Origin of the sequence: Staphylococcus sp. OJ82, assembly GCF_000294465.1 — a bacterium.
GTDB classification, from domain to species: Bacteria; Bacillota; Bacilli; order Staphylococcales; family Staphylococcaceae; genus Staphylococcus; species Staphylococcus equorum.
In genome coordinates this window covers 39,868-52,199 of record NZ_ALPU01000005.1, presented here as the reverse complement: position 1 = coordinate 52,199, position 12,332 = coordinate 39,868, and the positions used below count along the sequence as shown (strand labels likewise).

The following is a 12,332-nucleotide window of genomic DNA, read 5'->3' as shown; positions in this document are numbered from 1 at the left end:
TAAATATAACAACCACATTAAACATCTATACTCATATAACTGAAAAAATGGAATTTGATGCGTTATCAAATTTAGATAGTTATATTGAATCATTTGACCCTTTGTTGTTATGATTAATCAGTGGTTAGTTTGTGGTAATTTGTGATTATTTCCAAATTAAAAATAGCTGTATCCTTTTAATATAAAGGGCTATAGCTATTTTTACATGCAGTTATATTTAAACTTTATATCTATTATTTGGGGCAATATACAAGCTTTTAAACTCAATAAATCCATAAGTTGTTTGGTGGTTATAATCTTTAATCTGCCAATTATTATGCTCATCATTCTTTTTAAAGGATTCTAAAAAGCCTTCTAATGATAAAGTTGTAATATTTGCTCCTAAACAACGATGAACTCCATAACCAAACGATAAACTATCTTTTTTAGAATAGGTACAGGATAAATTATTTTGATTACTTATTGACTTATCATTATTATTACTAATATACAAAATCATCATCACCCTATCACCTACACTAATTGATTTATCAGCTATCATAGACTGTTTTATACATTCTCGAGCACAATATGAAAATGGTGGCTCATACCGAATGCTTTCGTGAATTAAATCTTTACTATTTAATTCACGAAATCCTCTCTCTCTATTGTGAATGTGATAAAAAATTAAATTAGTCAGACTCGATTGAAAAGGCTCATGACCATCAATAAGCATATTAACTAATGCAACTATAAACTCATTTTCTTCTGATATACTATCTAACATCAATTTAAAAAGTCCTGCATCATCATATCTTTTTTCAGAAATTATATTATCAATATAATTGGTAGTTTTTAGTATTGAATCAATAGTTTTTTGAAATTTCACTCTCAGTAGGATCTGCTATCCATAAAAATTTACAGCCTCTGTTGAAATATTTAAGATGTTTATGTAATCATCAATCGAAAGACCAAAAATTTTGGAAAGACAAGTGTTACTAAAAGGTTTAGTAATTTCTTCTACAGCATTCAACTCTCCATTTAAGTCCTGCAGAATTTCATTAGATACTTCTTTACTAATTCCAGTTACCTCTTTTTTTATTTTGTTAACAGGTTTTTGCATTTTTTTGCGTAAAGCAATATGTTCCGTACCGTCCATATACATTAGCCAGTTTAAATAAAAATGCTCGAGAACTATTTTTTGTATATTTGAAACATTGAGCCTTTTGAAAAAATCTTTTTTCTATTTGCAGTAAAATTTGAGCTAGTTAGTATTTTTTCGATATATCATTATCAATAACTATCCATGACCTTAATGACTCTTCCCAAAAGAGTCCGGTTTCAAAGTTATTTGTTTTTTCTCTAACTATTTCTTTAACCATACTTCTACTTTGTTTCATTGCATCTTTCAATTCTACCGTCATTAATAATCACATCCTTAATTTAATAAGATTTTAATGAATCAGTAACTGCTCGAAAATCACTATTTATGACTTCCACACTAGCAAAAGGATTACTCTTTTTATTTCCCCCAACAAAATAAGCCTTCTCAGCATGTTTAAGTAACTCATAATCATTTATATCATTGCCATAAGCTATATAAGAATCTGTATTAATAATCTTTCTTAATGTAGAATATTTATTTATATTTTTAGCAGTAATATCAATGTTATTTTCGCTTTTATGATAAATTATTGAGAGAAAATCTTCATGTTTTTCTAAATGTTTTTTTATATATTCAAACATATTTCCTCTTAAATTTATTAATATAATTTTTATTGGGTCAACTATTTCTTCTATTTTTCGATTTTTTGCCAGTCTATCAGGGTCTAATTGTCTAAATATTTTATTATTAGGACTCACTTTCACCGAATAATCAAAAGAGCCATCGATAATATATTCTAACTCATTTTCATGAATAAGACTTTTTATCTTTTTAAAATCATTTTCTGGAATACTTTTTATCACAGATAGTTCTTTATTGTTAGAAACTATCGAACCATTCCCCCCTATCAAAATGTTATTTTCGAATTCTTTGACAACAGGAACTAAATCTCTTATTGGTCTAGCTGATGCAAAAATAAGTTCGTGTTTTTTTCCAATTCTCTCTATTTCGTTAAGTAAGCATCTCTCTATAGACCTGCCATTAAAGCAAATAGTTCCATCTACATCCATCACAAATATCACATATAAACCTCCTTTTTACACCGTAATATTACCACATATAAAAATTGATTCAAAAATTAATAAAGATTACCCGTCTTTAATTATTTTTAAATGAGTTTATAACCATAAATATTTTTCGATTTTTTACTATGAAGTTAATCACGCAATTCAAAAATTTATCTGAGTATTTTAATAAATAAGAAATACTTATTCTTCTATTGTTCTTTCAGTATTTTTTAGTTCATTTAATCCATATTAAATAATGATCTCAAAGCTTGGAGTATATCCTCATAATAAAAAGCTGACATGAATATGTCGACTTAAAAATTTGATAATATTTTTATGTTGTGGTAATTTATATATAGAAAAAGGGCAACACACCATAAGTGTATCGCCCTAATGAGCCCGTTAAAAAGACGGTGGCTGGAATTTAATAATGATTAAATAATCATCTCATCCTCGCCAAAGTTAGAGATGGTTATTTTTTATGGCTTAATTTAACAATTGCAACCACTAAACCTAATAAGGTAACGATGAAAGTACCGAAACCTAACATTAAGTGTAGTGCTTCTACAATTGGAACCACACAAGGCGTCTCCTTTCTAAAGATTTTGTCGGTACTTTCATAAGCACCACCTCACTTTATACTAAGATTAGCCACCATCTATCCAATTTTCTCATTTTTTTATTCTAACATATTTTTATATTATTTTATTAGTCATTTACTTTCACCATTTTGCTGTTGGGTAACTTGATTTAGATCGTTCATTATATCTAACATCGACTCATTATTTTTAAGTGGTTAGTTTGTAGTAATTTGTAATTATTTCCAAATTAAAAATAGCTATATCCTTTTAATTTAAAGGGATATAGCTATTTTTTTACTTTAAGCATTTCAATTAAATGTACTTTCTGGCTCTTTCTATTCATGACAGTATAAATTTAATTTATATAAATATCCCCATGATCTGTATAGAACTCTAAAATATGCTTTCCTGAGCCTACTTTATTATCTTCAAAATTGTTATTGATAACTTCAGAAGTTCCATCAGATGGATTCAATCTTAGCAACGTATCTTGAGGGTCCTCATTATATGACATGAAAATATCACCATATTGCGTAGAAGCTCTAAAATGTGATGCAATATCCATTCGACTCAAATCAATTTTACCATGGTCAGCTAACAACACTGACTTTTCAATCAATGATTTTTTACTCGTTATACTCGCCTGTTTCGTTTTAATATTCGCATTAGTAATTTGACTTCGCTTTATATCAATGGGTGAATTCAAACCTCTATAATACAGTTTGTCTAATGCTACATTACTTAAAAACACACGTGCTGCACCAGTAGATTTCATTGAAATATATGCATCTTTTACATTAATACTATCAATATTTATAATATTCGTCTTACTAGATACATTTAAATGATTTAGTTTTTTATCTGGCACTGTTACTACCATCTCATCATCAAACTGTCGGAACGGATTAAAATTCAATCCATAATGATCATCTGTATTATCAGTCTCATGAACATGTAATGTCTTGTTTTTATGCGTAATATCAATATTCTTTTTCCCTTTATAGGTCACTGAAAATTCGTCACCTTGCTTAACTTGAACCTCACTATTTTGACTATCTATGTTTAAATTTTCTATATTTTTATCATTAACTTCTTTATCAACAGAATTGAGTTGGTTGTTTTGTTTTTCAAATCCAAACCAAGCGACACAAGCTAAAAGAAAGCACACGAGAAATAATGTTAAGCCGCTTAAAAATAACTTCTTCATTCGACTGCACTTCCTTTAATTGTTTTAATATTCCAACGTAAGTATTTTAAAATCACTCTATAAACGAATTGAGCAAATTTTGCAATAATGACAAATAATAAAAGACCTAACCCTGTATAGGAAATCGCAAATAAATAGTTACTTATAGCAAAACTAAAATTATCATTAATTATGCCGTTGATAATCAATAATAGCGGGCTAAGCGAGAAAAATAATGCAACTAGTAATAGTATAAACATGAAAATGCCAACAAATATCATAGGGATTAAAATAATGATTAATGATAATATCCCCATACCCAGAGATGCCATAATTGCTCTCACAATTGTATTTATATTAGGGCGAAATTCCGCAGATACAATCGCGTTTCTAGCCATTAGCTCTTTGCCTATCTTTTTAGGTGATTCAAGGGCGCCAATAATTTGATATTCATTTTTACCTTCACTTTCTTGATCAAAAAAATATTCCTCATATTCATACATCACTTTATCGCGTTCACTTCTTGGTAATTTATCTAATTCTTGCTCTAATTCATTTAAAAAAGTGATTTTATCCAAAATATCTACCGCCATTCAAACTTAAGATTCGAAGCAAAATGTATATGTAAAATCAAAAATGACATACCCTATAGGAATGTCATTTTTAATTTTTTATTTCTTATATATTTCAACTTTCTTTATTTTATCATGTTTATAAATAATATATAACTTTATTTGATTTTTCTTATCTTTATATATTATAGCATTAAAGCCTTTGCGCAACTTTTTTTGTTTATAACGTGTTACTAGTATCTGTGTAACTTTTCCAACATTATTATTGATTGTTCCATTAAAATTAGTTTGAACTGTAATATCGTTAGTTAAAGTTATACCTTTAAGTCGTGGGTCCTTTTTATTCACTTTGAAAATTAAATTAGGATGTTCTCTTTTTAAATAAAGACGATACTTTTTTAAAATGACTTCGTCTTGTTCAACGTATTCGTCAATATTAATTTCAGACCCTATTTTGACACGATTAATAGATAGTTTTGATAAATCAGTCGAGTGTTCTTGCTTGATATAGTTAACCAGTAACAATGTTCCAAAAGCCATTGTTATAAACACACAAAATATAAGACGCTTATGTAGTCTATGCATTTTCAATGTTGTCACCACACTCTACTTTACTAATTAAATATAGCATAGGTATTTGTCACTTTCATCCCTGAAGAAATCTTAAAACATATTACTTTTATATGTATTAATAATTTTCTTTCATATTAAAATATTGATATAATAATATCTAATCAATTAAAGGGGGAACTATTATGACAAGTTTAGAAACGTATTTCAAAAACAGTCAACCGCTTGATCAATATATTGAAGCAATGACTGAAAACAAAGAGAATTTACTATCAATATATAATTCATTCTCAACACCAGAGGATGATGGTCGTCTTGAAAAAATTAAAGCATCAAACTATAGCAAAGTTCTAGTTATCACTGAAGACTGGTGTGGAGATGCTATGATGAACATCCCTATTCTTAAACATATTAGTGAAGCATTAAATTTAGAAGCTCGTGTTTTTCATCGTGATGAAAACACTGACTTAATCGATCAATACTTAACAAATGGTACTGCGAGATCGATACCTATATTTGTATTTTTAAATGATGATTTTGAACAACAAACAGTTTGGGGACCTCGCGCAAGACAAGTACAACATTTTGTAGAGGAAACACGTTCCAAACTGCCTGCAAAAGATGATCCTACATTTGAAGATAAATCGACTGAATCATATGCAATTATTTCTAATCGCTTTAAAACAGACTCACAAATGTGGAAATATGTTTATGATTCAATTCTAGATAAACTAATTATAAATTAATAAAAGACGTATGAATTAAGGTATTATAACCGTTAATTCATACGTCTCTTTTTTTATGACTCAAACTTCGGTTATCTTTATTTTAAATATCTTTTTTAGATACATAGAATATATTAACGATAAATAATACTACAATAGATGCTGAAGTAATAAACCATTGCCAATTAGAGAATGTATAATCACCAGTTGTCGTTTTAGAAGTTAAGTAACTAAATGGAATATATTTCAATGCATCTTGAATATTGTCACCAAATTTAGGAATCATAGGTATAAATGGTTCAGCAAAAGGAACAAGTAATATTAAGAATATACCTAAAGTAAAGATTAATGCTGTTTTTGGTACAACTAATGAAAATAAATATAATAATAATCCAAAGAATAAATGGAATAGAATGAAGAACCAAAGTAACTCAAAGATTTTATCAACTTTTATATTTTCACCGTCAACAATTTGTTGCACGATTAATACAAATCCAACAAGTATTGCTGTAATAATTATGGCAATCAGTATAATTGAAATCACTTTTGCGATAACGTAGCCCACACGACTTGATGTTTTATTCATATATAATTGAATCGTACCTTGTGAAATATCACGGGTGATTGTCTTGATTACAAATAGTAAGCCCATGATAGAAAAGAACCAACTACCTATAGAAAGTAACATATTGCCGTCTATTTTATCAGATTGCTGAACAAATAAAACTGTAAAACCAATTAATGGAAGTATTGTTAAGAGTAATGCTAAATATGTTAATGGACTTCTAATAATGCTATAAATGTCGTATTTTACGAGTTGTAAACTATTCATTATTGGCCACCTTTCTGATTAATATTGAAGTAAGTATCACGTAAGGAACTCTTACGTGTTTCAATAAACTCAGGGAAAATATCAATATCTGATAAACCTTTAAGCACTTTTTGATAACTTGATTGTGCTTTAATAATGATTTCTCCATTTTCTCTTTTAGATTGAATCACATCGAAATTTTCATTTAAATATTCTAAAGCACTATTGAAATTGCTTTGTTCTAAGATTAATACTGTAGAATCCGTTGGTGCCCCTTCTTTCATATCAACATCTTGAACAAAATTACCATCTCGTAAAAACACTGCTCTATCGCAAATTAATTCAATATCCTCAAGCTTATGACTAGAAATCAAAATTTTCATATCCAGTTCTTGCACAAGTGATTGAATTGTTTTCAATACATCAATTGATCCGTCAGGGTCCATACCATTTGTTGGCTCATCTAAAATGAGGTACTTGGGTTTGTTCATTAATGAAACAGCTATGGCTAACTTTTGTTTCATTCCCATTGAATACTTTTTAACTTTTTTCTTCACATAAGGTCTCATACCAAAAGCATCAATAATTTGATTTGCATATTTTTTATCAAAACCCTTACCTAATACATTGGCAAATAATTTTAAATTATATAAACCTGATTTATTATCATACAATTTAGGATGTTCAATAAGGTAACCGATATTGTCTTTATTACCTACCTTTACCTCCCCTTTATATTTGATAATATTTCCATTCATGACTTTCATTAATGTTGTTTTGCCGACACCATTTTTACCAATTAGACCTACAATTTGGCTTTGTCCAAAATCAAAATTGATATGGTCTAAAACATTGTTATTGCCATACGTTTTTGTTATATCTTTTAATTCCATAAATGCGCCTCCTTTTATTATTAAATTAATTTTTTATATTGAATGATGTAGCTAGCTACAAAACAAAAAATACTTAAAGTTAAAAATCCATAATTAAAAATAGTTTCAAAATAATTTAATATACCCAGACTATAATTAAATAATGTACATATTCCAACTACAAGTAGCACGATTATGACAGGTATTAAAATAACCATTGTAAGTAAATAAATTATATAAGAAATGTAATCAGATTTTTGTTCTGTATATTTTTTGAAAGCTATAGGTACTGCAAAGAAATTTACCGCAATGTATGAAAATGGCATTGAAATGTTAAAATCAATATTACTCGTTGATACATGAGAATTCGGCATAGTATATAAAGATAATATTGCTGCCCCAACTAATGTAAAAATAACAACTGTTAAATAATTAGCATTCAATAACGACTTTTTAGAAACTGGTAAACTGCCAAAAAAGTCATAAGCCATTCTGTGCCCAAGCTTACTATTAAAACGAAAAACATGACCAGAATCTAGTATAGAAACAAAAAGTAATATCATCGCAACTGCAGAATATAACGCATTAGTAAAAATACTATTAGGTATTATGATTAATTGCAGTGGGGAAAACAATAATAACATTGCATATATTACGATTGTCCATTTACGTAATTTTAAATTTCTAATAAGTAAATTTTTCATCTAATGCCCCCAGTTGTTAACTCTCATAATTTTTTTGTTCAGTCTTCTGGGTTCCTTTTTCAAGGTAAACCATTAAATCTTCAATCGTTGGCTTAGTTATTGCAATCTTGTTTCCAAAAATTTCATTAAATATATTAGCATGTTCTGTAAGGGCGATATATCCTGTTTTGTTTTCTTCTATATAGTGTGTTAATTGAATTAATTCTTCATCCAATTGCTGCATGTCACCTTTAACTACTTTGAATCTATTCAAAATGTCATCCAAAAATTGATTTAGTACAATTTCACCATCTTTTAAATACACTAAGTAATCAGCGATTTTTTCTAAATCCGAAATGATATGAGTGGAAATAAATACTGTTTTATTTTCATCAATGAGTTCTTTTTGGATTACATCCAAAACTTCGTTTCGAACGATTGGGTCTAACCCTGATGTTGGCTCATCTAAGATAAATAATTCAGCATGGTGGCTAAAAGCAATAGCAATAGACAACTTCATCTTCATACCAGTTGAGAATGTTTTGATTTTGCGCTTATAAGGTAAATCAAATTTTTCAAGATAATATGTAAATAACTGATGGTCCCATGTACTATAAAATGGTGAAACATACTGTTCAATTTTTTGGATATTCCATTTATCATTGAGGTACAATTCGGAATAAACAAAACCAATTTTATTTTTAATAGCTTCAGGTTGCGCTTTCATTTTTTGATTAAAGATTAAAACATCTCCGCCATCAGGCTCAATTAAATCCATAATCATTCTAATAATGGTCGTTTTACCAACACCATTTGCGCCAATAAATCCAGTTATAAATCCTTGAGGAACACGAAAACTAATATCATTTAACTTGAATTCTTTATACTGATAATTTACAGCATTTAATTCGATTGCGTTCATTCATCGTCCTCCTCAAAAATCATTTCTAAGATTTCTTGTAATTCTGAAAGTGGCATGCCTATGGTTTTTGCTTCTTTGCTTATTGATTTAGCCATTGTTTCAATCACCATGAATTGTTTTTCTTTTAAAATTGAACTATCTTGCTCTTTCACATATGTACCCTTACCTCTAATAGTAAAGACAAAACCATCTTTTTCTAAATCTTCATATGCACGCTTTGTAGTTATAACACTAACGCTCAAATCATGTGCTAATTCCCTCATCGAAGGTAAGTGTTCACCAGGAGCAACATATCCTTTTAAAATATTTTCTTTGATTTGTTGCTTAATCTGTTCATAGATTGGCTGTTCACCACTATTTTTCAAAAGTATTTTCATGGACGTCCTCCCTTACAACTGTATATACACACTATATACAATGTATACACACTTGTAAAGTATAAATGTATTCAAACATCCATATAATTACTCATTGAAAAGGACGAGTTAACATAAAAAAGCTATAAGTAAGATTTTGCATATCGCTTCATCTCACTTATAGCATGTTTAAACAATGTTATTTATTTTGTTTATCTTTTTTCTTACGCTTATTATTACGATCAATAAAAGCGCAAATCATAAACATGATTGCAGCAATTAATAATTTAATACCAGAATCTTCATGACCAATAGCCTGTAAATAATAGCCTACAACGAGTAATATCATTGCCATTATGACAAATATTTTAGTTAAATGTTTCACTCTCTTCACCTCAAACAATATCATTGTATCAAACTTTGGCATTAATTTCTAAAAGCAATTCATTTCAGAAAAATTATTGATACTTATGTAACTACTTTTATGATTGACATTTAAATATATTGTTTGCAGTCTATTACCTATGATGATAAAATTGTAAATGTATCCACGGATTATACTACACAACCCCAAGTCTGCGTCATCAGACTTGGGGTTTTTTGTGTAAGGCCACCTATTTGTCCTTCCATTTACTCTCTAACCAAACACGGAATACAACAAGTAAGCTACCTGTTAATAAAGTTGTAATTATTTCTTGCCACCACGCTATCATACTACACCTCCCACAGAAAAAAGTGCCACGTAGGATTTTTGATGGCCTATCCGTATTCTAACACAAAACAGAACATGTGTTCGTATAAATGGCTAAATTTTGAAATTTTCTGTCTAAAACAGTCACAAGACTTTAATTTTAAGCTATTTCAAGATAATATAAGGTTATCATTGAAAAAGTAAAGAGAGGTTGACCAACTATGAATCCTTTAGCTTTAGATTTAAACGAGCAATTATCTAAATCAAATCCAGAAGTTGCAGACATGCTTTCCGACCTAGGAAAATTAATGTATTATCCGAAAGGTATATTATCTCAATCGGCGGAAGCAAAATCCACACAATATAATGCCACGATAGGAATGGCAACATATAAAGATAGTAAGATGTACGCAAATACTTTAAATGACATCTTCGATCATTTAGAACCAGATGAAATCTTCCCTTATGCTCCGCCACAAGGTTTAGAATCTCTTCGTGATTTATGGCAACAAAAAACATTAAAAGAAAACCCAGATTTAGATGCGAAAGACATGACAAGACCAATCCTTACTAATGCTTTAACACATGGCTTATCATTAGTTGGTGACATGTTCGTCGATAGTGGTGATACACTCTTACTCCCAACGCATAATTGGGGCAACTATAAACTCGTTTATAGTACAAGACATAGTGCTGAAATCGAAACGTATGATATTTTTGACGAAGCTGGACATTTTACAACAGAAAATTTAGTTAATACTCTAGAAAATTATAATAAAGAAAAAGTCATTTTAATATTAAATTATCCAAATAATCCAACTGGTTATACACCAACAAAAGATGAAGTTCATACTATCGTCGCTGCAGTAAAATCATTAGCAGAACGTGGTACAAACGTTATCGCTTTAGTTGACGATGCATACTACGGACTCTTTTACGAAGATGTTTATACACAGTCATTATTCACAGCATTAACGAATTTACATTTAGATAACTTATTACCAATTCGTTTAGATGGTGCAACAAAAGAATTCTTTGCATGGGGCTTACGTGTAGGTTTCATCAGTTTTGGTGTCGGAAACGATACAACAAAACAAGTATTAGAAGCTAAAATCAAAGGATTAATTCGAAGTAACATTTCAAGCGGCCCATTACCTTCGCAAAGTGCAGTTAAATACGTGCTCGAAAATCACGAAACTTTTGATAAAGAAATTCAACACAATATCAACACGTTACAAGCTAGATATGAAGTAACGAAATCTGTTGTATATGATGAGAAATACACATCATACTGGCAAGCCTATGATTTTAACTCAGGCTATTTTATGGCGTTACAAGTTAAAGACGTTGACCCTGAACAGTTACGCCAACACTTAATTAATAAATACTCTATTGGTATTATTGCCCTTAATTCAACCGACATTCGCATTGCTTTTAGTTGTGTAGAAAAGGATGACATTCCACATGTATTTGATTCTATCGCTAAAGCTATTGAAGACCTAAAAAATCAAAACAAATAATAAAAAGGATGAAATCGCATATAAACGGTGATTTCATCCTTTTTATTTATATTAACGTTGCTGTTTCAGTACACGTGCCATTTCTTCAATTTTACCAGCATGTAGTGGTACATGAATTGCATTTAAAATTAACAACTCATCTAACGTACTACAACCAGCAATCGTTTCAGTTAATTCAACTTCTAATTGTTGGTCAGTTAATTTTTTGGCACGTTCAGGTAACGTTTTTAAATTTTCGATAATTTCATCCACACTTGGGATATCTTCGTCACCCCAATCAGCTGGATTAGAACCATAGCCAAATAAGCGCGTATATTTTTGGATGTCTACTTCATTTTGTTCACTTAAAGATAGCGCAGATTCAAAAATAGTTAACACGTGTCCATATTGCCAATGTAGCGTATTAGGGAAGAGTTCACTTTCATTATCTAATATACTTTCAATGTTCCATTTGTCATAATCTGATATTAAATAATTAATACCTGTATCAATCACATCGTACACTGATTTTTTTGTCATATTTAATCTCCCTTTCTTAAAAAAGCTTCACATAAATAATAATTATAAGTAGTGAATAATATTTATGCTTACTTTCTCTACCCTCAATAAGTTGTTTTTACTCACTTTATACGTTTTATACTAAAAATATTTAAATACTACTGTTAAATAGTGCTCTATATCGCTTTCAAATT

At 29.4% G+C, this 12,332-nt stretch carries 18 protein-coding genes; 2 read left to right on the top strand and 16 right to left on the bottom strand.

Annotated features, from left to right (window positions below):
- Positions 1 to 217 precede the first annotated feature (217 nt).
- The 8 genes from SOJ_RS05840 to SOJ_RS05815 all read right to left on the bottom strand — a co-directional run bounded on the left by SOJ_RS05840 (position 218) and on the right by SOJ_RS05815 (position 5,030).
- Complete coding sequence (locus tag SOJ_RS05840) at positions 218 to 868, bottom strand: cytochrome P450 (RefSeq protein WP_002507165.1); 651 nt, start codon at positions 866 to 868, stop codon at positions 218 to 220.
- Between the two features lie 15 nt (positions 869 to 883).
- Positions 884 to 1,138: a hypothetical protein gene (locus tag SOJ_RS05835; protein ID WP_002507164.1), complete on the bottom strand. Its 255-nt coding sequence runs from the start codon at positions 1,136 to 1,138 to the stop codon at positions 884 to 886.
- 109 nt (positions 1,139 to 1,247) lie between these two features.
- Positions 1,248 to 1,403 (bottom strand): hypothetical protein, encoded by a 156-nt coding sequence (locus SOJ_RS14560; protein ID WP_002507163.1) that lies wholly within the window; start codon positions 1,401 to 1,403, stop codon positions 1,248 to 1,250.
- Positions 1,404 to 1,422: 19 nt separating this feature from the next.
- Positions 1,423 to 2,166 carry an HAD-IIB family hydrolase gene (locus SOJ_RS05830; RefSeq protein ID WP_002507162.1) on the bottom strand — a complete coding sequence of 248 codons (744 nt, stop codon included), beginning with the start codon at positions 2,164 to 2,166 and terminating at the stop codon, positions 1,423 to 1,425.
- Positions 2,167 to 2,623: 457 nt separating this feature from the next.
- On the bottom strand, positions 2,624 to 2,731 hold the full coding sequence (locus SOJ_RS14180; RefSeq protein ID WP_002511402.1) for a putative holin-like toxin: 108 nt from the start codon (positions 2,729 to 2,731) through the stop codon (positions 2,624 to 2,626).
- A 356-nt stretch (positions 2,732 to 3,087) separates the two neighbouring features.
- Entirely contained in the window at positions 3,088 to 3,939 is an 852-nt protein-coding gene (locus SOJ_RS05825; RefSeq protein ID WP_002507161.1) for a DUF4097 family beta strand repeat-containing protein, read from the bottom strand.
- A complete protein-coding gene (locus SOJ_RS05820) occupies positions 3,936 to 4,496 on the bottom strand; it encodes an HAAS signaling domain-containing protein (protein ID WP_002511403.1) in 561 nt (186 codons plus the stop codon). Before SOJ_RS05820 ends, SOJ_RS05825 begins: the two co-directional genes overlap by 4 nt.
- Positions 4,497 to 4,589: 93 nt before the next feature.
- Positions 4,590 to 5,030: a hypothetical protein gene (locus SOJ_RS05815; protein ID WP_156789166.1), complete on the bottom strand. Its 441-nt coding sequence runs from the start codon at positions 5,028 to 5,030 to the stop codon at positions 4,590 to 4,592.
- A gap of 215 nt (positions 5,031 to 5,245) precedes the next feature.
- Here SOJ_RS05815 and SOJ_RS05810 point away from each other — a divergent pair, with 215 nt between their 5' ends.
- Positions 5,246 to 5,806: a thioredoxin family protein gene (locus SOJ_RS05810; RefSeq protein WP_002507158.1), complete on the top strand. Its 561-nt coding sequence runs from the start codon at positions 5,246 to 5,248 to the stop codon at positions 5,804 to 5,806.
- Positions 5,807 to 5,888: 82 nt separating this feature from the next.
- On the opposite strand, the gene pmtD is transcribed toward SOJ_RS05810, so the two are convergent.
- The 7 genes from pmtD to SOJ_RS14710 all read right to left on the bottom strand — a co-directional run bounded on the left by pmtD (position 5,889) and on the right by SOJ_RS14710 (position 10,139).
- The gene (gene pmtD / locus SOJ_RS05805; RefSeq protein WP_002507157.1) at positions 5,889 to 6,617 is read right to left on the bottom strand and encodes a phenol-soluble modulin export ABC transporter permease subunit PmtD; all 729 of its coding nucleotides are present in this window, start codon (positions 6,615 to 6,617) and stop codon (positions 5,889 to 5,891) included.
- The gene (pmtC, locus tag SOJ_RS05800) at positions 6,617 to 7,489 is read right to left on the bottom strand and encodes a phenol-soluble modulin export ABC transporter ATP-binding protein PmtC (protein WP_002507156.1); all 873 of its coding nucleotides are present in this window, start codon (positions 7,487 to 7,489) and stop codon (positions 6,617 to 6,619) included. The genes pmtD and pmtC overlap by 1 nt, the downstream gene beginning before the upstream one ends.
- Before the next feature lie 20 nt (positions 7,490 to 7,509).
- On the bottom strand, positions 7,510 to 8,172 hold the full coding sequence (gene pmtB / locus SOJ_RS05795; protein WP_002507155.1) for a phenol-soluble modulin export ABC transporter permease subunit PmtB: 663 nt from the start codon (positions 8,170 to 8,172) through the stop codon (positions 7,510 to 7,512).
- A gap of 16 nt (positions 8,173 to 8,188) precedes the next feature.
- Positions 8,189 to 9,073 carry a phenol-soluble modulin export ABC transporter ATP-binding protein PmtA gene (gene pmtA / locus SOJ_RS05790; RefSeq protein WP_002507154.1) on the bottom strand — a complete coding sequence of 295 codons (885 nt, stop codon included), beginning with the start codon at positions 9,071 to 9,073 and terminating at the stop codon, positions 8,189 to 8,191.
- Positions 9,070 to 9,450: a PSM export ABC transporter transcriptional regulator PmtR gene (pmtR, locus tag SOJ_RS05785; RefSeq protein WP_002507153.1), complete on the bottom strand. Its 381-nt coding sequence runs from the start codon at positions 9,448 to 9,450 to the stop codon at positions 9,070 to 9,072. The genes pmtA and pmtR overlap by 4 nt, the downstream gene beginning before the upstream one ends.
- Positions 9,451 to 9,628: 178 nt before the next feature.
- Positions 9,629 to 9,814 carry an SE1626 family protein gene (locus tag SOJ_RS05780; RefSeq protein ID WP_002507152.1) on the bottom strand — a complete coding sequence of 62 codons (186 nt, stop codon included), beginning with the start codon at positions 9,812 to 9,814 and terminating at the stop codon, positions 9,629 to 9,631.
- A gap of 229 nt (positions 9,815 to 10,043) precedes the next feature.
- Complete coding sequence (locus SOJ_RS14710) at positions 10,044 to 10,139, bottom strand: Trp-rich small protein (RefSeq protein WP_230456587.1); 96 nt, start codon at positions 10,137 to 10,139, stop codon at positions 10,044 to 10,046.
- Between the two features lie 202 nt (positions 10,140 to 10,341).
- Between SOJ_RS14710 and SOJ_RS05775 the strand changes: the two genes are divergently transcribed.
- Positions 10,342 to 11,640 carry an aminotransferase class I/II-fold pyridoxal phosphate-dependent enzyme gene (locus tag SOJ_RS05775; RefSeq protein WP_002507151.1) on the top strand — a complete coding sequence of 433 codons (1,299 nt, stop codon included), beginning with the start codon at positions 10,342 to 10,344 and terminating at the stop codon, positions 11,638 to 11,640.
- Positions 11,641 to 11,691: 51 nt separating this feature from the next.
- Here the strand turns inward: SOJ_RS05775 and SOJ_RS05770 are convergent, their stop codons facing one another.
- Positions 11,692 to 12,159: a bacillithiol transferase BstA gene (locus SOJ_RS05770; protein WP_002507150.1), complete on the bottom strand. Its 468-nt coding sequence runs from the start codon at positions 12,157 to 12,159 to the stop codon at positions 11,692 to 11,694.
- Positions 12,160 to 12,332 lie beyond the last annotated feature (173 nt).

Excerpts from the sequence above, each read along its gene's own strand:
- SOJ_RS05835 (WP_002507164.1), bottom strand. The coding sequence starts at position 1,138 with ATGGACGGTACGGAACATATTGCTTTACGCAAAAAAATGCAAAAACCT.
- SOJ_RS14560 (WP_002507163.1), bottom strand. The coding sequence starts at position 1,403 with ATGACGGTAGAATTGAAAGATGCAATGAAACAAAGTAGAAGTATGGTT.
- SOJ_RS05825 (WP_002507161.1), bottom strand. The coding sequence starts at position 3,939 with ATGAAGAAGTTATTTTTAAGCGGCTTAACATTATTTCTCGTGTGCTTT.
- SOJ_RS05815 (WP_156789166.1), bottom strand. The coding sequence starts at position 5,030 with ATGGCTTTTGGAACATTGTTACTGGTTAACTATATCAAGCAAGAACAC.
- SOJ_RS05810 (WP_002507158.1), top strand. The coding sequence starts at position 5,246 with ATGACAAGTTTAGAAACGTATTTCAAAAACAGTCAACCGCTTGATCAA.
- pmtD (WP_002507157.1), bottom strand. The coding sequence starts at position 6,617 with ATGAATAGTTTACAACTCGTAAAATACGACATTTATAGCATTATTAGA.
- pmtC (WP_002507156.1), bottom strand. The coding sequence starts at position 7,489 with ATGGAATTAAAAGATATAACAAAAACGTATGGCAATAACAATGTTTTA.
- pmtB (WP_002507155.1), bottom strand. The coding sequence starts at position 8,172 with ATGAAAAATTTACTTATTAGAAATTTAAAATTACGTAAATGGACAATC.
- pmtA (WP_002507154.1), bottom strand. The coding sequence starts at position 9,073 with ATGAACGCAATCGAATTAAATGCTGTAAATTATCAGTATAAAGAATTC.
- pmtR (WP_002507153.1), bottom strand. The coding sequence starts at position 9,450 with ATGAAAATACTTTTGAAAAATAGTGGTGAACAGCCAATCTATGAACAG.
- SOJ_RS05775 (WP_002507151.1), top strand. The coding sequence starts at position 10,342 with ATGAATCCTTTAGCTTTAGATTTAAACGAGCAATTATCTAAATCAAAT.
- SOJ_RS05770 (WP_002507150.1), bottom strand. The coding sequence starts at position 12,159 with ATGACAAAAAAATCAGTGTACGATGTGATTGATACAGGTATTAATTAT.